Annotated in this window: 20 protein-coding genes; 13 read left to right on the top strand and 7 right to left on the bottom strand. The window is 71.9% G+C overall.

Features of this window, described 5'->3' with window-relative positions:
* Positions 1-15 precede the first annotated feature (15 nt).
* The 8 genes from ACFYW3_RS35455 to ACFYW3_RS35490 all read left to right on the top strand — a co-directional run bounded on the left by ACFYW3_RS35455 (position 16) and on the right by ACFYW3_RS35490 (position 8,631).
* On the top strand, positions 16-978 hold the full coding sequence (locus ACFYW3_RS35455; RefSeq protein ID WP_389388524.1) for an amino acid ABC transporter permease: 963 nt from the start codon (positions 16-18) through the stop codon (positions 976-978).
* Positions 975-1,781, top strand: coding sequence for an amino acid ABC transporter ATP-binding protein (locus tag ACFYW3_RS35460; protein WP_389388525.1), 807 nt, complete (start codon positions 975-977; stop codon positions 1,779-1,781). The genes ACFYW3_RS35455 and ACFYW3_RS35460 overlap by 4 nt, the downstream gene beginning before the upstream one ends.
* An 81-nt stretch (positions 1,782-1,862) precedes the next feature.
* Positions 1,863-2,885, top strand: a complete 1,023-nt coding sequence (locus tag ACFYW3_RS35465) for a transporter substrate-binding domain-containing protein (RefSeq protein ID WP_389388526.1) — start codon at positions 1,863-1,865, stop codon at positions 2,883-2,885.
* 55 nt (positions 2,886-2,940) lie between these two features.
* Positions 2,941-3,675, top strand: a complete 735-nt coding sequence (locus ACFYW3_RS35470) for a GNAT family N-acetyltransferase (RefSeq protein ID WP_351756513.1) — start codon at positions 2,941-2,943, stop codon at positions 3,673-3,675.
* A gap of 125 nt (positions 3,676-3,800) precedes the next feature.
* A complete protein-coding gene (locus ACFYW3_RS35475) occupies positions 3,801-5,045 on the top strand; it encodes an LLM class flavin-dependent oxidoreductase (RefSeq protein ID WP_389388527.1) in 1,245 nt (414 codons plus the stop codon).
* Between the two features lie 30 nt (positions 5,046-5,075).
* The gene (locus tag ACFYW3_RS35480; protein WP_389388528.1) at positions 5,076-6,449 is read left to right on the top strand and encodes an NtaA/DmoA family FMN-dependent monooxygenase; all 1,374 of its coding nucleotides are present in this window, start codon (positions 5,076-5,078) and stop codon (positions 6,447-6,449) included.
* Complete coding sequence (locus tag ACFYW3_RS35485; RefSeq protein WP_389388529.1) at positions 6,446-7,501, top strand: LLM class flavin-dependent oxidoreductase; 1,056 nt, start codon at positions 6,446-6,448, stop codon at positions 7,499-7,501. The genes ACFYW3_RS35480 and ACFYW3_RS35485 overlap by 4 nt, the downstream gene beginning before the upstream one ends.
* Before the next feature lie 11 nt (positions 7,502-7,512).
* Positions 7,513-8,631 carry an LLM class flavin-dependent oxidoreductase gene (locus ACFYW3_RS35490; protein WP_389388530.1) on the top strand — a complete coding sequence of 373 codons (1,119 nt, stop codon included), beginning with the start codon at positions 7,513-7,515 and terminating at the stop codon, positions 8,629-8,631.
* Positions 8,632-8,720: 89 nt separating this feature from the next.
* Here ACFYW3_RS35490 and ACFYW3_RS35495 read toward each other — a convergent pair whose 3' ends face one another.
* From ACFYW3_RS35495 to ACFYW3_RS35515, 5 genes are all read right to left on the bottom strand, one after another.
* A complete protein-coding gene (locus tag ACFYW3_RS35495) occupies positions 8,721-9,077 on the bottom strand; it encodes a hypothetical protein (RefSeq protein ID WP_389388531.1) in 357 nt (118 codons plus the stop codon).
* Between the two features lie 219 nt (positions 9,078-9,296).
* The gene (locus ACFYW3_RS35500; RefSeq protein ID WP_351756531.1) at positions 9,297-9,809 is read right to left on the bottom strand and encodes a MarR family transcriptional regulator; all 513 of its coding nucleotides are present in this window, start codon (positions 9,807-9,809) and stop codon (positions 9,297-9,299) included.
* A gap of 52 nt (positions 9,810-9,861) precedes the next feature.
* Entirely contained in the window at positions 9,862-10,287 is a 426-nt protein-coding gene (locus tag ACFYW3_RS35505; RefSeq protein WP_351756534.1) for an STAS domain-containing protein, read from the bottom strand.
* Positions 10,284-11,366, bottom strand: a complete 1,083-nt coding sequence (locus ACFYW3_RS35510) for a cobalamin-dependent protein (RefSeq protein ID WP_351756537.1) — start codon at positions 11,364-11,366, stop codon at positions 10,284-10,286. Before ACFYW3_RS35510 ends, ACFYW3_RS35505 begins: the two co-directional genes overlap by 4 nt.
* A complete protein-coding gene (locus tag ACFYW3_RS35515; RefSeq protein ID WP_389388532.1) occupies positions 11,363-13,024 on the bottom strand; it encodes a PP2C family protein-serine/threonine phosphatase in 1,662 nt (553 codons plus the stop codon). The genes ACFYW3_RS35510 and ACFYW3_RS35515 overlap by 4 nt, the downstream gene beginning before the upstream one ends.
* 404 nt (positions 13,025-13,428) lie before the next feature.
* Between ACFYW3_RS35515 and ACFYW3_RS35520 the strand changes: the two genes are divergently transcribed.
* From ACFYW3_RS35520 to ACFYW3_RS35530, 3 genes are all read left to right on the top strand, one after another.
* Positions 13,429-13,836: an STAS domain-containing protein gene (locus ACFYW3_RS35520; RefSeq protein WP_351756540.1), complete on the top strand. Its 408-nt coding sequence runs from the start codon at positions 13,429-13,431 to the stop codon at positions 13,834-13,836.
* Positions 13,833-16,115 carry a SpoIIE family protein phosphatase gene (locus ACFYW3_RS35525; RefSeq protein ID WP_389388533.1) on the top strand — a complete coding sequence of 761 codons (2,283 nt, stop codon included), beginning with the start codon at positions 13,833-13,835 and terminating at the stop codon, positions 16,113-16,115. The genes ACFYW3_RS35520 and ACFYW3_RS35525 overlap by 4 nt, the downstream gene beginning before the upstream one ends.
* 147 nt (positions 16,116-16,262) lie before the next feature.
* Complete coding sequence (locus ACFYW3_RS35530) at positions 16,263-16,736, top strand: peptidase inhibitor family I36 protein (protein ID WP_389388534.1); 474 nt, start codon at positions 16,263-16,265, stop codon at positions 16,734-16,736.
* Positions 16,737-16,784: 48 nt separating this feature from the next.
* Here the strand turns inward: ACFYW3_RS35530 and ACFYW3_RS35535 are convergent, their stop codons facing one another.
* The gene (locus ACFYW3_RS35535; RefSeq protein ID WP_389388535.1) at positions 16,785-17,627 is read right to left on the bottom strand and encodes a helix-turn-helix transcriptional regulator; all 843 of its coding nucleotides are present in this window, start codon (positions 17,625-17,627) and stop codon (positions 16,785-16,787) included.
* Positions 17,628-17,803: 176 nt separating this feature from the next.
* Between ACFYW3_RS35535 and ACFYW3_RS35540 the strand changes: the two genes are divergently transcribed.
* Positions 17,804-18,538: an SDR family oxidoreductase gene (locus ACFYW3_RS35540; protein ID WP_389388536.1), complete on the top strand. Its 735-nt coding sequence runs from the start codon at positions 17,804-17,806 to the stop codon at positions 18,536-18,538.
* A gap of 64 nt (positions 18,539-18,602) precedes the next feature.
* On the opposite strand, the gene ACFYW3_RS35545 is transcribed toward ACFYW3_RS35540, so the two are convergent.
* Positions 18,603-19,031 carry a MarR family winged helix-turn-helix transcriptional regulator gene (locus ACFYW3_RS35545; RefSeq protein WP_389388537.1) on the bottom strand — a complete coding sequence of 143 codons (429 nt, stop codon included), beginning with the start codon at positions 19,029-19,031 and terminating at the stop codon, positions 18,603-18,605.
* A 61-nt stretch (positions 19,032-19,092) separates the two neighbouring features.
* Here ACFYW3_RS35545 and ACFYW3_RS35550 point away from each other — a divergent pair, with 61 nt between their 5' ends.
* Positions 19,093-19,920 (top strand): alpha/beta fold hydrolase, encoded by an 828-nt coding sequence (locus ACFYW3_RS35550; protein WP_389388538.1) that lies wholly within the window; start codon positions 19,093-19,095, stop codon positions 19,918-19,920.
* Positions 19,921-19,933: the final 13 nt, after the last annotated feature.

Genomic DNA, 19,933 nt, shown 5'->3' on the forward strand with positions numbered 1-19,933 from the left:
GCCGCTGGAGTGTCCTTGACCGAATCGCTGCTCCTCTCCGCGCCCGTCACCCCCTCGGCGCCGCCCGGCCCGGCCGCGCGGGTCCTCCCGCTGCGCCGTCCCGGCCGCTGGGTCGCCGGCATCGTCGTCCTGGTGCTGATCTCGCAGGCGGCCCACGGGCTGACCACCAATCCCTTCTACCAGTGGGACCGTTTCGCGTACTGGTTCCTTCGCCCGGTCGTCCTGGAGGGGCTGCTCATCACCCTCCAGGTGGCCGCGTACAGCGCGGTCGCCGGCCTGGCGGGCGGCGTCCTGCTCGCCGTCGGCCGGCTCTCCGGCAGTCCGATACTGCGGTCGGTGAGCTGGACGTACATCTGGCTCTTCCGTTCCGTGCCGCTGATCGTCGTCCTGCTCTTCCTCTACAACCTCGGCGCGCTCTATCCCACCCTCAGCGTCGGCGTGCCCTTCGGGCCCGCGTTCTTCACCTTCGACGAGTCCCGGCTCGCCACCGACATCGTCGTCGCCGTGGTCGGCCTGAGCCTGTGCGAAGCGGCGTACGCGGCCGAGATCGTCCGGGCCGGTGTCCTCTCGGTCGACCAGGGCCAGCACGAGGCGGCGGCGGCGCTGGGCCTGCCCAGGCGCTACCAGTTCGCCCGGATCGTCTTCCCGCAGGCGCTCCGGTCGATCGTCCCCTCGTACGTCAACCAGCTGATCGGCCTGCTCAAGGCCACCTCGCTCGTCTTCTACGTGTCCCTGCTCGACCTGTTCGGCTCCGTGCAGAGCCTGGCCGGCACCTATCCGGGCGACGTGGTGCCCCTGCTGCTGGTGGCGACCGTCTGGTACGTGATCCTCACCAGCGTGGTCTCCGTCGTGCAGTTCCACGTCGAGCGGTACTACGCCCGCGGCGCGCTGCGCACCGTACCGCCCACCCCCCTTCAGCGGGCCCGAACGGGCCTTCGTGACCTGCGGATCCGCCATCGGAAGGAGACGGGCCGATGACCGCGACCGACCTGACCGCGACCGACCTCGCCGCGACCGTCCGGCCCACCGCCATCGAGGTGCACGACGTCCACAAGTGGTACGGAGGCCAACGAGTCCTCGACGGGGTCAGCCTGACCGTCGCACCGGGCACCGTGACCGTGATCCTGGGCCGCTCCGGCTCCGGGAAATCCACCCTGCTGCGCGTCCTGAACCACCTGGAGAAACCCGAGGCGGGCCACGTCAGCGTCGGCGGCGAGCTGATCGGCGTCCAGCGCCACGGGGACCGGCTCAAGGAACTGAGCGAACGCGCCATCCTCGCCCAGCGCAGCCGGATCGGCTTCGTCTTCCAGAACTTCAACCTCTTCCCGCACCTGACCCTGCTGGACAACGTCGCGGCCGCCCCGGTGGCCACCGGCAGACTGGGCCGGCCGCAGGCGCAGGCCCTGGCGCGCGAACTGTTGCAGCGCGTCGGGCTGGGGGACCGTACCGGCGCCTACCCGAGGCAACTGTCCGGCGGGCAGCAGCAGCGGGTCGCCATCGCCCGGGCCCTCGCGCTGCGGCCGGGGGTCATCCTCTTCGACGAACCCACCTCCGCGCTCGACCCCGAACTGGTCGGCGAGGTGCTGTCCGTCATCAAGGACCTGGCCACCGGCGGCACCACCCTCGTGATCGTGACCCACGAGGTCGGCTTCGCCCGCGAGGTGGCCGACGAGATCGTCTTCCTCCACGAGGGCCGCATCGTCGAACAGGGCCCGCCCGGACAGGTACTGGACCATCCGGCGCACCCGAGCACGCGGGAGTTCCTGAGCAAGGTGCTCTGACCTCCCCTTCTTCGCGGGGCTCCCGTGCCCCCTTCCCCTCTCCGTCCCCCCACCTCACCCAACCCTCGACAAAGGAACGCCATGCAACGCCAGTCCACCCTGCGCACCAGACTCGTCCGCGGCCTCGGCGCGGCGACCGCCACCGCCGCCCTCGCCTCGGGGCTCACCGCGTGCGGCGGTGACGCGAACGCCACCGACACCGGTGCCGTGACGGGCCGGGTGACCATCGGCGCCGTCTCCAACGGGGCCGCCCACCAGGCCGAACTTTCCACCCCGGCCGTGGAATCCCTGCGCGCCCAACTGCCGAAGGACGTACGCGACCGCGGTGAACTGGTGATCGGGGTCGGCGCACTGCCCGCCGGATATCCGCCCCTCGCCTACGTCGGCACCGACCAGAAGACCTTCACGGGCGCGGAGCCGGACCTCGGCCGGCTGGTCGCCGCGACCCTGGGGCTCAAGCCCGTGGTCAAGAACTTCACCTGGGAGAACCTCTTCGTCGGCATCGACAGCGGCAAGGTCGACGTGGCGTTCACCAACGTCACGGTCACCGAGGAACGCAAGAAGAAGTACGACTTCGCCTCTTACCGGAAGGACAACCTCGCCTTCGAGGCGCTCAAGGGGAACACCTGGAACTTCAACGGCGACTACCGCAACCTCGCGGGCAAGACGGTGGCCGTCAGCTCCGGCACCAACCAGGAGAAGATCCTCCTGGAGTGGCAGAAGAAGCTCCGGTCCGAGGGCAAGGACATCGAAGTCAAGTACTTCCCGGACTCCAACAGCGTCAACCTGGCGCTGAGCGGCAAGAAGATCGACCTCAACTTCGGGCCGAACCCCGCGATCGCCTACCACATCACCCAGGCCGCGAGCGGCAATGCCCCGACGCGCAACGCCGGTTCGTTCTCCGGCGCCGGCGAGTCCCTCCAGGGACTGATCGCCGCGACGTCGAAGAAGGACAGCGGTGTGGCCAAGCCCGTCGCCGAGGCGATCAATCACCTGATCAAGAACGGCCAGTACGCGCGGCTCCTCACCGCGTGGAACCTTCCCGACGAGGCCGTGACCGCCTCCGAGGTCAACCCGCCCGGCCTGCCCGTCACCAACTCCTGACCCCCGCGGGCCGACGCCGGCCCGGGCCGCCCCACGGAAGGAGGGCCTCATCCCCATGAGCGCCGCCACCCCCACCTCGCTCACCCCGCACGTCCTCGACAACCCGGCCTGGGCCTCACTGTCCGGCCCGCACGCGGCCTTCGCCGAGCGGGCCGGCGGCCACGCCGCCCGCTACGCCCCGGGCGTCGCCCCGTTCGCCGCGATCGCCGATCCGGCGGACCCCCGATCCTGGGACGGTCTGCGTTCCCTGACCGCAGCCGACGGGAGCGTGACCCTGGCCGGGATACTGACCCCGCCGGACGGCTGGGAGGTGGTCGGAGAGATCGAGGGAGTCCAACTGGTCGACACCTCGCTGCGCGCCGAACCCGCTCCCGAGGCGGTACGACTCGGCGCCGCCGACGTCCCCGAGATCCTGGAACTGATCGAGTTGACGAAACCGGGGCCCTTCCTGCCCCGCACCGTCGAACTGGGCACCTACCTCGGCATCCGCGACCAGGGCCGGCTGGTCGCCATGGCCGGCGAGCGACTGCACCCGCCCGGCTGGACGGAGATCAGCGCCGTGTGCACCCGCCCCGGACACCGCGGCAGGGGGCTGGCGACGCGCCTGGTGCGCGCCGTCGCCGCGGGGATCCGAGAGCGGGGGGAGGTGCCGTTCCTGCACACGGCAGCGAGCAATACCGCGGCGGTCCGGCTCTACGAATCGATCGGCTTCACCGTGCGCCGCAGGCCTTTCTTCACGGCCCTGCGGGCACCGGGCGCACCGGACAACATTGCTGCCAAGTTCTCTTAATATTGCGGTCATTGTATGGCCCCTCCATCGGGCGTAGCGTTTTTCGAAGAAATGGCTGACGGGACGAATTCGCGACCCCGCACCGGCTCCTCTTCCGTACGCCGATCAGGAAGGCGCATTCCGACGTGTCCGCATCCCCGTCACCTTCTGACGCCCCGTCCTCTTCCGCCCCCACGTCCTCTTCCACACCGTTCCACCTGGCCGTCGCGCTCGACGGCGCCGGCCGGCATCCCGCCGCCTGGCGTGAACCCGGGGCGCGCCCCGAGGCCGTGTTCACCGCCCGCCACTGGGCCGATGCCGTCGCAGAGGCCGAGGCCGGACTGCTCGACTTCGTCACCTTCGACGACGGGCTCGCCCTTCAGTCCACCTCCGCCGACGGCCCGGACGGACGCACGGACCTCGTCCGGGGGCGGCTGGACGCCGTCCTGACCGCCGCCCGCATCGCGCCGCTGACCCGGCACATCGGACTGGTCCCGAGCGTGACCACCACCCACACCGAGCCCTTCCACGTCTCCAAGGCCGTCGCCACCCTCGACCACGTCAGCCGCGGCCGGGCCGGCGTGCACGTCCAGGTCTCCGGACTGCCCCACGAGGAGCGGCACTTCGGCCGCAGGTCCGCCCCGCTGTCCGGCGCGGAACTGTACGAGGAGGCCGCGGACCACGTCGAGGTGATCCGGCGGCTGTGGGACAGCTGGGAGGACGACGCGGAGATCCGTGACGTGGCCACCGGCCGGTTCATCGACCGGGACAAGCTGCACTACATCGACTTCGAGGGACGTCACTTCAGCGTCCGCGGGCCCTCGATCACCCCGCGCCCCCCGCAAGGGCGGCCCGTGGTGAGTGCCGTCGGCGCCTCCGGGGACGGGAAGGACGCGTACCGTCTCGTCGCCCACTCCGCCGACATCGGATACGTGAGCGCGCGCGACGCCGGGGAGGCGGCGTCCGCCGTCGCCGCGATCCGGCGGGCCCGGGAGGCGGTCGGCCTGGGAGAGGAGCCCCTGCACCTCTTCGGGGAGCTGACCGTCTTCCTCGACGAGGACGGGCCGGCGGCGACCGCCCGCAAGGAACGCCTCGACGCGCTCGCGGGACACCCGTACGAGGACGACTCCGAGGTGTTCACCGGCACCGCCGCCCAGCTCGCCGACCTGCTCGTGGAGCGACGTTCGGCAGGGTTGTCGGGCTTCCGGCTGCGGCCCGGCGTGATCGCGCACGATCTGCCCGCCATCACCCGCGGGCTGGTGCCCGAACTCCAGCGGCGCGGTCTCTTCCGCACCGCCTACGAGGCGGACACCCTGCGCGGGCTGCTGGGGCTGGACCCCCACCCGGCCAACCGTTACGCCACGCCGTCCTCCGCCGGCACCGCCGCCTGACCCGCAAGACCCGGAAGGACGAACCGAACCATGAGCACCAAGCCGCTCAAGCAGATCCACCTCGCGGCCCACTTCCCGGGCGTCAACAACACCACCGTCTGGGGCGACCCGGCGGCGGGCAGCCACATCGACTTCGACTCGTTCACGCACTTCGCGCGCACCGCCGAACGCGCCAAGTTCGACTTCCTCTTCCTCGCCGAGGGACTGCGACTGCGCGAACAGGGCGGCCGGATATACGACTTGGACGTGGTGGGCCGCCCCGACACCTTCACCGTCCTCGCCGCCCTCGCGGCCGTCACCGAGCGGCTCGGCCTGACGGGCACCATCAACTCGACCTTCAACGAGCCGTACGAGGTGGCCCGCCAGTTCGCCTCCCTCGACCACCTCTCCGAGGGGCGCGCCGCGTGGAACGTGGTCACCTCCTGGGACGCCTTCACCGGGGAGAACTTCCGGCGCGGCGGGTTCCTGCCCCGCGAGGAGCGCTACTCCCGCGCCCGCGAGTTCCTGTCCACCGCCAACGAACTGTTCGACTCGTGGAACGGCTCGGAGATCGCCGCCGACGCCGCGACCGGCACGTTCCTGCGGGACGCCCGCGCCGGAGCCTTCGCCCACCACGGGCAACACTTCGACATCGAGGGCCACTTCAACGTGCCCCGCAGCCCGCAGGGCCGGCCGGTGATCTTCCAGGCCGGCGACTCCGACGAGGGGCGCGAGTTCGCCGCCTCCGGCGCCGACGCGATCTTCGGCCGGCACGCGACCCTGGACGAGGGCCGCGCGTTCTACTCGGACGTCAAGAGGCGGCTCGCCGCGTACGGCCGAACACCCGACCAGCTGAAGATCCTGCCCGCCGCCACCTTCGTGCTCGGCGACACCGACGCCGAGGCCCACGAGAACGCCCACGAGATCCGCCGCCTCCAGGTCAGCGGGCAGACCGCCATCAAGTACCTGGAGCACGTCTGGAACCGTGACCTGTCCGCCTACGACCCGGACGGCCCCCTCCCCGACGTCGACCCCGAGGTCGGCGAGAACACCATCGCCCTCGGGCGCGCGAGCGTACGACAGTTCCGCGACCCCCTGGCCACGGCACGGGAGTGGCGCGAACTGGCCGAGGCCAAGAACCTCTCCATCCGCGAACTCGTGATCGCGACCACCGCCCGCCAGACCTTCGTCGGCACCGCCGCCACGGTGGCCGAGTCCATCGACTCGCTGGTCCAACAGGACGCCGCCGACGGTTTCATCCTCGTCCCGCACCTGACCCCCGGCGGCCTGGACGTCTTCGCCGACACCGTCGTCCCGCTGCTCCAGGAGCGGGGTGTGTTCCGTGCCGAGTACGAGGGCACCACCCTGCGCGACCACCTGGGGATCTCCGTACCCGGCGTGGACCGGGAGGTCGCGGCCTCGTGAAGTTCCTCGCCATCACCCTGATCACGGACAGCGCCGACCCGGCGACGGGGGCCCCGACACCCACCCGTGAGCGCTTCCGGCAGGTCGTCTCCGCCGCGGTGCGGGCCGAGCAACTCGGCTTCGACGGATTCGGGGTCGGCGAACGCCACGAGCGACCGTTCCTGTCGTCGTCCCCACCCGTGGTGCTCAGCCACATCGCCGCGCTGACCCACGAGATCCGCCTGTACACGGCGGTGACCACGCTCAGCCTGCTCGACCCGGTGCGGACGTACGAGGACTACGCGACGCTCGACCATCTCAGCGACGGCCGCCTGGAGCTGATGATCGGCAAGGGGAACGGCACGGCACAGCGCGAACTGTTCGACGTGGGCCCCGACGACCAGTGGGAACGCAACTCCGAGGGGTACGAGCTGTTCCGCCGGTTCTGGCACGAGGACAAGGTGACCGCGCGGCCGCGCTTTCGCCCCGCCCTGACCGGCGCCGAGGTGCTTCCCCGGCCCTACCAGCGGACCCTGCGCGTCTGGCACGGCAGTGCCACGAGCCGGGAGTCCGTCGACCTCGCGGCGCGCCACGGCGATCCGCTGTTCTCGGCGAACGTCACCCATCCGATCGGTCCGTACGCCGAGTTGATCCGCCACTACCGCGAACGCTGGGAACACCACGGACACGACCCGGCGCACGCGGTCGTGGGCGCCGGTACGGCCGGCTTCCACACCGCGGCCACCTCGCAGCAGGCGGTGGCCGCGTACCGGCCGTCGTTCGAGCGCTACCTCGCCGCCCACCGGGCGCAGGGCGTCGAGCCGGTCTTCGCGACCCTGGAGGACTTCGTCGAACGGAGTTCGGCCCTGATCGGCAGCCCGCAACAGGTGATCGACAAGGTGCACCGCTACCACGAAGAGTTCGGCCACACGGTCCTGCACCTCCAGGCCGAAGCCGGCGGGCTCACCGACGCCGAGCACCTGGCCTCCCTCGAACTGTTCCAGTCGCAGGTCGCGCCGGTGCTGCGCCGCTCGATCCCGGACCCCGTCTTCCCCTCCGCCCCCGACCTTTAAGGAGCACGGCCATGTCCGGCATCCCCCTCGGCGTCCTCGACCTCATACCGATCGCCTCCGGCTCCACCGCCGGCGAGGCCCTGCACCACACCATCGACCTCGCCCGGCGGACGGAGTCCTTCGGCTACGCCCGCTACTGGTTCGCCGAGCACCACCTCAACCCGGGCGTCGCCGGAACCTCCCCGGCGGTGGTGCTCGCGCTGACCGCCTCCGCGACCACCACGATCCGCATCGGCTCGGGCGCCGTCCAACTGGGGCACCGCACCGCGCTGTCCACGGTCGAGGAGTTCGGTCTGATCGACGCGCTGCACCCGGGCCGCCTCGACCTGGGGCTGGGCCGTTCGGCCGGCCGCCCGCCGAAGCCCGCGCCCGACGCCGAGCCGCCCTTCGAGGGAAGGACCGCGGGCGGCCTGCTGATCCCGCCCCGGTTCTCCTTCGCCCACCTCCTCGGACACCCGCGCGTCGCCCTCCAGCAGCGACTGCTGAACCTTCCGGGAGCCACCCCGCAGGACTACGCCGAGCAGGTGTCCGACGTACTGGCCCTGCTCCGCGGCGAGTGCCGCTCCCCGGAGGGCGTGGAGGCGCACGCCGTCCCCGGTGAGGGAGCCGACGTACAGGTGTGGGTCCTGGGCAGCAGCGGTGGGGTGAGCGCGGAGACCGCCGGCCGCAACGGTTTGCGCTTCGCGGCGAACTACCACGTCAGTCCCGCCTCGGTGCTGGAGGCCGCGGAGGGCTATCGCGCCGCGTTCAAGCCCTCGGACGAACTGGACCGGCCGTACCTGACCGTGTCCGCCGACGTCGTGGTGGCCGAGGACGACGACACGGCCCGCGAACTGGCCACCGGGTACGCGCCCTGGGTGCGCAGCATCCGAACCGCCGAGGGCGCCATCCCCTACCCGACGCCCGACGAGGCACGCGCGCTGCCGTGGACGGACGCGGACCGGGAGCTGGTGGCGGACCGGGTGGACACACAGTTCGTGGGCTCGGCCCGGACGGTCGCCGACCACCTCGACCGGCTCCAGGAGGCTACCGGGGCGGATGAACTGCTGATCACCACCATCACGCACGACCACGCGGACCGGGTCCGCTCCTACCGCCTGCTCGCCGAGGAATGGGCACGCCGCGCCTGACCCGGCCGCCCTCCGCCCGACCCGGCCCTCTGCCCGACCCGGCCCTCCGCCCCCGGCCCGTGACGGAGCCGGGCAGGCGGGCGGGGAGGTCACCTGCCGTACAGGAAGGGGCGGGCGGGGACGAAGATCTCGTGACCGGTCGGGAAGCGGACACGCACCCCGGACTCCGTCCACGTGGTGGACTCGATCCCCTCCGCCCCCAGGACGGGGTCGACGTCCACCCAGTGCCCGTAGGACGGGCTGGGCTCCCTGCCGATCACCATCTGGTAGGAGTGCCGCCCGGACAGGGTGTGTTCGTGCACGAGCGCCAGGAAGTGGGCCGCCTCGTCGGGGTAGACCACTTCCGAGGGGGCGGCGCTGCGGTAGGTCACGTCCCTCTGCGGCCACCACAGAACCGTCGTCACCGTGACGGTCAGCAGGATCCCCGCCACGCCACCCAGCAGCACCCTGCCGAATCCGATCGTCCGGCGGGGCCGTGCGCCCTGGTCGGGCCGGTCAGAGGTGAACGTACTGATGATTGCCTCCCGGGTTGGCGCCGCTCCGCGCCGGCCGGCAGGAGATGGCTCGGTGGGAGGGACGCGGAACCGGGCCGATGGGTTGTGGCGTGAGCCGTTCCGACTCCGGAGCGCCCCGGAAGCCTGCGGGCGGGACGCATGCGTCCGCCGTCACGGGGCCCCGTCGCGGGCCCCGTCGTGGGGCGGGTTCTTCTGCTGCGGGAAGCCTGCGGCCGCCGTGATGCCGAGGTTCAGGGCGGCGAGTCCGGTGGCCAGGGCGCGGCGGTTGTCCGAGGTCATCGACGAGAGGGCCCGGGAGAGCGTCTGCTCCCGGCTCTCGCGTATCCGCGCCAGGTGTTTCCGCCCGGCGGCGGTCAACCTGAGCGTGATCTCACGGCCGCTCTCCGGGCAGGGGTGGCGCTCGATGAACGCGAGGGCCTCAAGGCGGTCGCACAGCCGGGTGACGGAGGGGGCGGCCGCTCCGAGGAGCTCGGCCAGGGCGCGCATGCGGATGCCGGGCCGGCGGTCGACCAGGTACATCAGGCGGAGCTGTGACGTGGACGCCGGGGCGGCCGCGGTGCTCTGGCGTGCGTTCTCCCATATGACGTCGAGGAGTTCGACGATGTCGCCGACGGAACGCGCCTCGTGGCCGATGCTGTGCGGGTCGGTGGCTGGTACTGGCATCCGTGTTCCCTCCACACGACCGGATCGCTCGACGTCCCGGCGCGACCCGGCGTCAGACGCCGGTGTCCGGGTTGCCGGAGCGGGCCGGTATGGACTTCTCCGAAGCGGCGGACGGTCTCTCCGCGGTGGAGGATCCGGACGTGCCCCCTGTGTCCGTGAGGTGGTCCAGCGTACCGGTGACTTGCAGGAGCCGGTCCAGCTTCGTCGGACGGTCGTCGAGGTGCAGACGTACGCCCGCCGCACCGGTGCGGCGCCTGACCATCAGCAGCACCGACAGGCCGGTCGAGTCGACGGCGGACAGCTCCGCGCAGTGCAGGTGCACGTCCCGCAGGTCGGTCCGCTCGGTCAGCAGGCGAGTGACGGCGTCCAGGAGGCGGTCCGCGCTGTCGTGGTCCAGGTCGCCGCGCAGTTCGAAGCGCACGGTTTCCCTCGTGTCGATGCACGTCAGGTGCAGCGGGCTGGTGGGCAGGCTGGTCATTCGGCGGTCCCGGCGGCGGTGAGAGGGCTACTGGTCAAGCGGGCGGAGCCGGATCGCAGGATGCCGGCGGCGCGGGGGAAGTCCTTCAGTTCGCGGCCCAGGAGTGCCAGGGCCGGCAGGAGCGAGTCGGCGGGGACACCGCGCGAGGTCAGGACGTCGGCGGTCCACCGGATGAATCCGGCGAACAGGTCCTCGTCGTCGGTGTAGAGGGCGACGGCGAGGAACTCCACGATGTGGGCCAGGTCCTCGGCGGTGCGCTCGCGTTGCGTTTCGCTGTAGCCGCGCATCGCCGGGTAGGCGTCCTCCAGCCCGGTGAAGACCATCCGTACGAGCTGCGGGCGGGTCCGGGCGACGAGCGTGTACTCCTGGTCGCTCAGGTGGGGGAGGTCGTCGATGGCCTGGTGGTCCGGCTGGGGGCGCGGCAGCGGGGCGCGGGCCAGGTCGTCGGCGGCGGCGCGGGCGTCGGGGGCCCAGGCGTCCGCACCCAGCAGCCGGGCGTACCGCCCGTCGGGTCCGAAGGCGGCTCCGCCCACGAGCACGGGTGTGCCGGCGGCCTGACAGGCCGTGATCGTCGCGTGCGCGGTGGGCAGGCGGGTGGCTATCGAACCGGAGAGGGCGACGGCGTTCGGACCGGTGCGGTGCAGGTGCGCGACGAGGTGCGGCGTGGGGACCTGGGCGCCGAGGTAGTCGACGTGCCAGCCGCGCAGCCGCAGCACCTCGGCGAGGAGTCGGGCCGGCAGGGCGTGCCATTCGCCGTCCACGCAGGCCACCGTGACCCGGCCCCGGGTGCGCGTCCGGTGCGCCGCCGGGTGTTGGGCGAGCGCGGCGACGGCCCGCTCGTTGATCGCGGTGGCGGCGTGCTCCTGGGCGACCGTGATGCGGTTGGCGGCCCACTCCTCGCCCACCCGCCCCTGGAGCGGGGCGATGACGTCGAGCAGGACGCTCTCGGCGTCCACGCCCTCGTCCAGGGCCCGGAGAACGGCCGCGATCACCGCCGCCTCGTCGAGGCCGAGGATCCCTTCCCACAACTCCTTCGCCAACTGCTCCGGCGCGGTCGATTCGGTGCTCCGTCGGCTCACGCGGTGAACCTTCCCCGGGTGTGGCCGTCCACGGCGCTCAGATGGTTGGTGCGCGGCGCGGAGATCACCACGACGGCCATGTCGTCGTGCCGGCCCGTCCCCACCCACTGGGAGGCGAGCATCTGCACCCGCTCCACGACGGCTTCGGCGGGCATGCCCGCGCACTCCGAGAGCGCGCGGCGCAGCCGGGCCTCGCCGAACATCGTCCCACCGAGCGGGCCGCCGCGCGCCTCGCTGATTCCGTCCGTGTAGAGGACGCAGGTCTCGCCGGGTGCGAGCGTGACCTGCGCCGTCTTCGCGGTGATGGAAGGCAGCGCACCGACGAGGGTGCCCTGGGTGGGAGCCTCCTCGACCCGCCCGTCGGAGCGCAGGATCAGGGGCGCCGGATGTCCGGCACTGGTCAGTCGCAGTCGCACGGCGTTGCCCTCGCGTGCCGCGGACGCCAGGACCATGGTCGCGAAGCGGGCGTCATGCGTGTTCAGGAGCGCGGTGTTCAGCAGGCTCAACATGCGCTGGTGGTCGTCCGCCATGGGCAACAGGGCGTGCAGGGTGTTGCGGATCTTCCCCGTCATCACCGCCGCCTCCAGGCCCTTGCCGCACACGTCTCCGAGTACGACGAGCGAGGCGTCGCCCTCCACCGCCGGGGGGTGGACGTCGTAGAAGTCCCCGCCGATCCGCTCGTGGTCCAGGGAGGGCCGGTAGCCGCCCGCGTACTCGACGCCGGAGACCTGGTGCAGCGACGGGGGCAGCAACTCCCGCATCAGCGTCTCGGTGATCGAGGCCTGCTCCGCGTACAGACGGGCGGCCGACATCGCGGCGCCCGCACGGGCGGCGAACAGTCGGGCGAAGACCTCCTCGCCCTCCGTGAACGCGGCGCCGTCGGCATGGCGAAGGAGGACCAAGGCGCCGGCGGGCACCCCGTGCCCGGGCAGGGGAGTGATGACGATCGACCCCACCGGCCCGAAACCGTCGGGAATGAGCCACGAGGGAGCGGCATCGGGATCGATCCAGCGGGAGGGAACCGGCGGGAAGCCCTGGAGCGCCTCTCCGAGACCCGGTACCTCATCGGGGTCGGCGGCCACACCGAACTTCGACGGTGTTCCACCGCGAAGACAGGCCACGACCGGCAGTTCACGCCCATGCGTCGGGGCGATCACCAACGCCGCGTCCGCGAGGTGCTCCGCCGCCATCTGCGCCGTGACGTCCATGCACCGGTCCAGATTGAGGGAGGAGAGGAGGAGGTTGGAGGCTTGGGTCAGGAACGCCGTGCGCTCCTGTTCCATCCGCAGGGCTTCCCGGGCCAGGCGGTGGTCGGTGTCGTCGACCAGCCACCACACGACCGTGCCGTCCTCGCGCACCGTCGGGTGCGCCTCGAAGGTGCGGTCACCGACCGGGCCCTGCACCACGGGGTCCCGGTCGACGCCGGGGCGCTGCGCCGGAACCGCCGCGAGGTACCGGGCGTGCGCCGACGACAGCCAGGCGGGCACCGCGTCGGAGAGAGCCGATCCCGAGCGGGCGCCCGGGAAGACCAGACCGGCGGCCGCGTTGACGAACACCAGGTCCGCCTCGGCGTCCGCCACCAGTACCGGGTAGGGGGCCTCACCCCACGGAATGCCCACCGCGGTCGAACCGGCAGATGACTGGGTGGAATTCACCAAACGTAGAAGGCCCGCTGCGCGAACCCCTCACCTCATCGTCTCGAAGGAAACATCCTTGCCTTCCGGCAACCATCCTCCATCCGTTGCTCCCTTGGCAACCAGGCCCCCCGCGCGGCGCCGTCCCCCACCGGACGCACACCGGACGCACACACCGTCTCCTCCGATGCGAAGGCCCGCACCGTGAGAACCGTCACCCCTTCGGGACGGCATGGCCCGCGATCGGGCGGGCAGGCAGGCGTCGGGTCGACGCGAGTCGCCGGATGTGAGACGTCAGCCGCGTGGACGTCGACCGCCCGTCGGCGCCCTCACCCGCACGGCCGGCCGGACCCTGACCCCGACGGCACGGTGCCTATGATCAGCCGGTACCGGTCACGACGAGGCGGAGGTGGCCAAAGGTGTTCTCGGTGGACGTCCGGCGCACCGCGCGGGCATGCGTGTTCGCCCTCCACGGAGAGCTCGACCACGACAGCGCCGTCCAGCTCCGGGAGGCTGCCGACCTGGTCCTCACCGGCCCCGACCAACCGGAGCTCGTCGTGGTCGACTGCACGACCCTCGCCTTCTGTGACTCCTCCGGCATCGGCGGCCTGATCAGGATCCACCAGAAGTTGTCCGCGCACGGCGGTGTGCTGCGCCTCGCGGCGGCCCCGGGCTCGGTGGCGCGGGTCTTCGCGCTGACCGGCCTGGATCGGGCGATCGCCGTACACCCCACACCGGAGAGCGCCCTGTTGTCCGGCGCCGGTCCACGAGAATCCGGCAGCGAGGCCGCCGCGCCTCCAGCGCGTCGGGCAAGCGAGAGGTCGACAGGACGATGACCCGAGGTCCAGGACAGCAGCCCCCGGCGACCGCCGGGCCGGGAAGCGACCCCGACAGTGGCTTCGAACGTGAAGTCGAAGGTGAGATCGACGGGGTGGACGGCCGCCCGGAGCACGACCTGCGGGCTCTCTTCGGCCAGTCCACGGCCGTCTTCGCGTCCCTGGCCGGCCCCGCGCACATGGTGGAGGAAGCCAACGCCGCCTTCTTCAGCGCGATCGGCGCCGGAGAGCGCGTGCGCACGAGGATCCCGCTGAAAGAGGTGATGCCCCAACCGGAGGCACAGGGCTTCCTCAAACTCCTGGACCGGGTCTACCGGGCCGGCGAACGCCACACCGGGCCGGACACCCGCACCGTCCTGGACCACGGCCCCGCGGCGCGCGAGGCCTACTTCGACTTCACGTACGAGCCACGCCTCGACGCCGCCGGCAACGTCATGGGCGTACTCGTCACCGGAGTGGAGACCACGCAGGTCAAGCAGGCCCAACGGCTCACCGCCGAACACCGCGCCCTGCTCGAACAGATCGCCCGCCAGGCGCCGTTGGAGCAGGTGCTGGACGGCATGGCCCGCACCATCGAGGAACTCGCCCCCGAGGAAGTCCTGGTCTCCGTCCTCCTCGCCGACAGCGAGGGCCGGCACCTGCACCACGGCGCCGCCCCCAGCCTCCCCGACTTCTACAACCAGGCCATCGACGGCATCGCCGCGGGCGAGGGCGTCGGCTCCTGCGGCACCGCCGCACACCGGCGGCAACCCGTCATCGTCAGTGACATCGCCACCGACCCCTTCTGGGACGACTTCCGCGACCTGGCCGGGAAGGCGGGCGTGGCAGCCTGCTGGTCCACCCCGATCCTGGCCAGGGACAAGTCGCTGCTGGGCACCTTCGCCATGTACCACCGCGTTCCCCGCGCGCCACAGGAGTCCGACCTCGCCCTCGCCCGGATGTTCGCCGACACCGCGGCCCTCGCCATCGAGCGGCACCAGGCCGAACAGGCCCGCGCCACCGCCGAGGCCCGGGAGGAAGCCGCACGCAGGGACCTCGCGTTCCTGCTGGCGGCCAGCACCTCCCTCACCTCCGACCTCGACCACACCGAGACCCTCCGACGTCTGACCACCGCGTGCGCCCCGGCCCTGGCGCCGCTCTGCACGGTCGACGTGATCGACGCCGGCCGCGTCAAGCGCGTCGCCACGACCGCACCCTCCCCCCGCGAAGAGCGGCTCCTCGCCTCCCACAACCCCGTCTACGACGCCGACGACGACGCCGTGGCCCGGGTCCTCGCCACCGGCCTGAGCGAGGTCGCCCGCCGCACCCCCACCGGCCCGGGCCCGTGGAAGGACCTGAACGTCACCGGCTACCTGTGCGTCCCGCTGCTCGACCGCGGCTCGGCCTTCGGCGTCATGACCCTGCTCACCACCGGCGATGACGCCTTCGACGGACACACCGTCGCGCTGGCCGAGGAACTCGCCCGCCGTGCCGCCTCCGCGGCCCTCAACGCCCGCCAGTACACCCAGCGGGCCGCGCTCGCCCGCGACCTCCAATCCGGGCTCCTGCTGCCCGAGGTCCCGAACGTGCCCGGCGCCGACATCGCCACCTACTATCACCCCGCGGGCGAAGGCCTCAACATCGGCGGCGACTTCTACGACGTGTTCCCCCTGGAGGAAGGCACCTGGGCGTTCATGCTCGGCGACGTCTGCGGACGCGGCGCCACCGCCGCCACCACGACCGCCCTCGTACGCCACACCGCCCGCGCCGTCGCCCCGCTGCTCCCGGACCCCGAAGCCGTGGTCCGCGCGGTCAACAAGGCGCTCCTCGACCGCCCCAGCAGCCACGGGACCGGCTTCGTCACCCTCGTCTACGGCCACCGGACACCCGTCGCCGACGGCGGCCTCGACATCACCCTCGTCCGAGCCGGCCACACCCACCCGCTCCTCGTCGGTGCCGGGCGGACGCCGCGTCCCGTCGCGGGCGAGGGCCTGCTCCTGGGAATCACCCGCACCCCGGACCTCGGCGCCCGCCACATCCGCCTGCGGCCCACCCAGAGCCTGCTGCTCTACACCGACGGCATCACCGAGGCCCGCAACGAGGACGACGAGCAGTTCGGCGAGGAACGCCTCGCCAACGCCCTGGCCACACCCGGACTGGACACCGCACCGGAGGTCATGGACGCCCTGATCCGCGCCGTCCGGGCCTTCGGTGGCGCGGGCGGCATCGATGACGACCAGGCGGCCCTCGTCCTGACCGCGACCGCTGCCGTGATCCCTGCCGCGACCTGCGGTCCGTAGGCCGCGAGCACGGTCGGATCGGGATCGGCCGAGTCGGATCCGGTCGGGTCGGGGTGCGATCTACGCGGAGGGGAGGTGCGATGGAAGCGTGCAGCAATCCCTCGTCGGGCGGACCGACGAACGGCAGGCCAGAGCGGAGTGATCGCCGTGACCGCACCCGCAGAAGCCGCGACGCGCAGGGCCGGCCGGTGGGGTGTCCGGGGACGGACCGGCAGGACCGGCGTTCTCGGCGCCGCATGCCTGGTTCTCGCCCTCGCCTTCGCCCCCGCGGCACAGGCCGGGTCCGGTTCCACCGCGCCCGCCGAGCGCTGTACGCCGGGCTGGGTGTGCGGATGGACCGGTCCCGCGTACACCGGGGTGGTGAGCCTGGTGGCGCAGGACATGCCGCGGTACCCGGAGACGACCGCGTACGTGGGATTCAACGACGGATCGTCGCTGTGGAACGGCTCCGGCACCCGGCGCGCCGACGGTGTCCTCCGGGGCCGGTGCGTCACCGTCTACAACCAGGCCGGCTACAAGGGACGGAGTCTGACCGTCGCCCCCGGCAAAGGCGTCGAGCGGCTTCCGGCGTCCTTCGGGCACATCCACTCCGGCCGCTTCCACGACTGCCGAGTCCCCTGACCAGGCGCGGTGACCGCGCCGAACACGGGCGCGGACGACCGTTCCGGACTACCGCTCCGCCGAGGACTCCCGGCGCCGTGTGGCCCCGAGGCTGCCGAGCAGGGAGAGGGCCTGGGCGCTGGGGCTCTCCGGTTCGGCGTGGTAGATGACGACCTGCTGGCCGACGGCTCCTCGGACGTCGAAGGAGTGGTAGGTGAGCGAGAGGGGCCCGACCTCGGGGTGGACGAGTTCCTTGGCGTCGTGGGACTTGCCGTAGACGGTCTGTGAGGACCACAGCGCGGCGAACTCCTCGCTCGCTCCGCGCAGGAGGCGCACCAGCTCCGACAGCCGCGCGTAACGCGGGTCGACGCCGGTCGCCTGGCGCAGGCCGGCCACGACCGCCTCGGCCGCCCGGTCCCAGTGCGCGAAGAAGACGCGGGCCGCCGGATCAAGGAAGATCATGCGGGCGAGGTTGTCCACTTCCTCGAACGGTGAGAACAGCGCGTCTGCCAGGGCGTTCGCCGCCAGGAAGTCCGTGGCCGGGTTCAGGACGAACGCCGGTGTGCCGGTGAACCCGTCCAGCAGTCGCCTCAGCATCACACCGGCGGTTTCCCTCGGTGGCGCCCGATGGCCGTCCGGCACGGCACCCGCGAGCCGGTACAGATGCTCGCGCGCCTCGACGTCCATGCACAGGGCGTCGCCGATCACGTCGAGGATCTGCGCGGAGGGGCCACGCTCGCGGCCTTGTTCCAGGCGGGCGTAGTAGTCGGTGTTCATGCCGGCGAGGACGGCGACCTCCTCGCGGCGCAGTCCCGCCACTCGGCGCCGACCGTAGGAGGCCAGTCCCACGTCGCCTGGCCGCAGGCGTGCGCGGTGCGCGCGCAGGAAGTCTCCGAGTTCGTTGCTGGTCACACCCCACAGGCTAGTGGCGTTCCCGGTGGTGTGCCTGGGTGCGTCGTACCCCGGCACGAACCGCCCTGGCTGCCGCTCCTCCCGCGCCCCAGACTCCGGAGGACAACACGGCCGGGAGCACGTCGACGACGTGTCCCGCCGACCTCGAAACCTTTCCCCTTCAAGGAGAACCGAGCATGACGCAGACCGGCAAAGTCGTGGCGATCACCGGCGCGAGCAGCGGTATCGGGGAGGCGACCGCGCTCCGGCTGGCAGCCGACGGGCACCGGGTGCTCCTCGGCGCACGCCGGACCGACCGCCTGGAACGACTGACAGAGAAGATCATCGGGGAGGGCGGGACCGCCGCCTTCCGCGCGCTGGACGTCACCGACGCGCAGGACACGCGTGCGTTCGTCGACGCCGCGCGCGCCGAGTTCGGCCGGATCGACGTCCTCGTGAACAACGCGGGCGTGATGCCGCTGTCCCCTCTGGAAGCGCTGAAGACCGACGAGTGGGACCGCATGATCGACGTCAACGTACGAGGAGTCCTCCACGGAATCGCCGCCGCCCTGCCGGCGATGCGCGCCCAGGGCGCGGGCCACATCGTGAACATCGCCTCCGTCGGCGCGTACGAGGTCTCGCCCACCGCCGCCGTGTACTGCGCCACCAAGTTCGCCGTCCGCGCGATCTCGGAGGGGCTGCGCCAGGAGTCCGGCGGGGACCTCAGGGTCACGTTGGTCTCGCCGGGGGTGACCGAGTCCGAACTCGCCGACAGCATCTCCGACCCGGCCGCCCGGGAGGCCATGAAGACCTACCGAGCCGTGGCGCTGCCCGCCTCGGCCATCGCGGACGCCATCGCCCACGTCGTCTCCCAGCCGCCCGGGGTGGACGTGAACGAGGTGATCGTCAGGCCCTCCGCGAGCGCCCGGTAGTCGGTGGAGTCGGTGGGGACGGGACGCCCTTCGGCGCCGACAACAGCTCTCGTGACGGGCCGGCCTAAGCTTCCGCGCCGCCGTCGATGCCGTGGATGCGCTGGAGCAGGTGGAGCAAGGTGGCCCGGTCGGCCGGGGACAGGTCCGAGTAGCACGTGGCGAGGACCTCGTCGGCGATCCGGTGTCCTGTGCCCAGGACCTCCTCGCCGGAGGACGTGAGGTAGTGCTCGATGCGCCGGCCGACTCCAGGCCTCCGCTCGATCAGCCCCAGGGTGGTGAGCCGGCCGGCGAGGGTACCGAAGGCCTGCTCGCTCTGGAATGTCGCCGAGGCGAGGGTGCGGGCCGATGCGCCGGGTGTCCGACTGATCGCGCGGAGAGCATCCCATTGCGCCAGTGTCGTGCCGGCGGCGGCGAGGCGGCTGTCCAGTGCGCGGTGTTGCCTGTACTGGGCCTGCTTCACCGCTCTGCCAAGGAGCTGTGGTTCATCGGGCATGGGTCCACCCTAAGGCATGACTAAGGTTGTTTAACTCAACAAGTTTAGTTAGGGTTTTGGCATGCCCACAAACAAGAGCGTCGCGCTGTACCCGGACCTGTCCCTCACCCTGACGGAAAGCGGAACCGGCAGGCCCTGCCTGATCCTGCACGGCGGCGGGGGGCCGGCCACGGTCGCCGGCCTCGCCTCCCACCTCGCACGGACCGCACACGCCATCACGCCCGTCCATCCGGGATGGGACGGCGCCCACCGCCCGGGATGGCTGACCGGCATCGACGATCTCGCCGTCGCCTACCTGCGGTACCTCCAAGACCGGGGGCTGCGCGACGTCCTGGTCGTCGGCTCTTCGATCGGCGGTTGGATCGCCGCGGAGATGGCCGTACGGGACACCGCCGGAATCCTGACCGGGCTCGTTCTCATCGACCCCGTCGGCGTCCACGTCGAGGGCGAGCCGATCAGGGACTTCTTCGCCCTCGACGCCCGCGGTGTGGCCGAGTACGCCTGGCACGATCCGGCGCGCTTCCACCGCGCCACCGAGACGCTTACGGCCGACCAAGTCGCCCTCCAGCGCGACAACATGACCACCCTTCGCGTCCTTGCCGGCGACCCCTACATGCACGACCCGGAGCTGCTCCGCCGGCTGCGGCGTGTCGAGATTCCCGCTCTCCTGCTCTGGGGCGAGAGCGACCGCATCGCGAGTCCCGCCTACGGCGCCGCCTACGCCGAAGCCTTCGGCGACGGCCGGCTCCACGTCATCCCCGAGGCGGGCCACCTCCCGCAACTGGAACAACCCGGAGCGACCTTCGCCGCGATCGACGACCACCTGCGCGACACCGTCGCCGCCCCCGCCGGCACACGGCTGCCCGGAGGCCTCGGCCGAGGCCGGTGACGTCGACTACGGC

Source organism: Streptomyces sp. NPDC002602, from assembly GCF_042889445.1.
Taxonomy (GTDB): domain Bacteria; phylum Actinomycetota; class Actinomycetes; order Streptomycetales; family Streptomycetaceae; genus Streptomyces.

Coding starts and splice junctions, on each gene's coding strand:
- ACFYW3_RS35470 (WP_351756513.1), top strand. CDS start 2,941: ATGAGCGCCGCCACCCCCACCTCGCTCACCCCGCACGTCCTCGACAAC.
- ACFYW3_RS35505 (WP_351756534.1), bottom strand. CDS start 10,287: ATGACCAGCCTGCCCACCAGCCCGCTGCACCTGACGTGCATCGACACG.
- ACFYW3_RS35480 (WP_389388528.1), top strand. CDS start 5,076: ATGAGCACCAAGCCGCTCAAGCAGATCCACCTCGCGGCCCACTTCCCG.
- ACFYW3_RS35465 (WP_389388526.1), top strand. CDS start 1,863: ATGCAACGCCAGTCCACCCTGCGCACCAGACTCGTCCGCGGCCTCGGC.
- ACFYW3_RS35540 (WP_389388536.1), top strand. CDS start 17,804: ATGACGCAGACCGGCAAAGTCGTGGCGATCACCGGCGCGAGCAGCGGT.
- ACFYW3_RS35550 (WP_389388538.1), top strand. CDS start 19,093: ATGCCCACAAACAAGAGCGTCGCGCTGTACCCGGACCTGTCCCTCACC.
- ACFYW3_RS35525 (WP_389388533.1), top strand. CDS start 13,833: ATGACCCGAGGTCCAGGACAGCAGCCCCCGGCGACCGCCGGGCCGGGA.
- ACFYW3_RS35500 (WP_351756531.1), bottom strand. CDS start 9,809: ATGCCAGTACCAGCCACCGACCCGCACAGCATCGGCCACGAGGCGCGT.
- ACFYW3_RS35490 (WP_389388530.1), top strand. CDS start 7,513: ATGTCCGGCATCCCCCTCGGCGTCCTCGACCTCATACCGATCGCCTCC.
- ACFYW3_RS35545 (WP_389388537.1), bottom strand. CDS start 19,031: ATGCCCGATGAACCACAGCTCCTTGGCAGAGCGGTGAAGCAGGCCCAG.
- ACFYW3_RS35460 (WP_389388525.1), top strand. CDS start 975: ATGACCGCGACCGACCTGACCGCGACCGACCTCGCCGCGACCGTCCGG.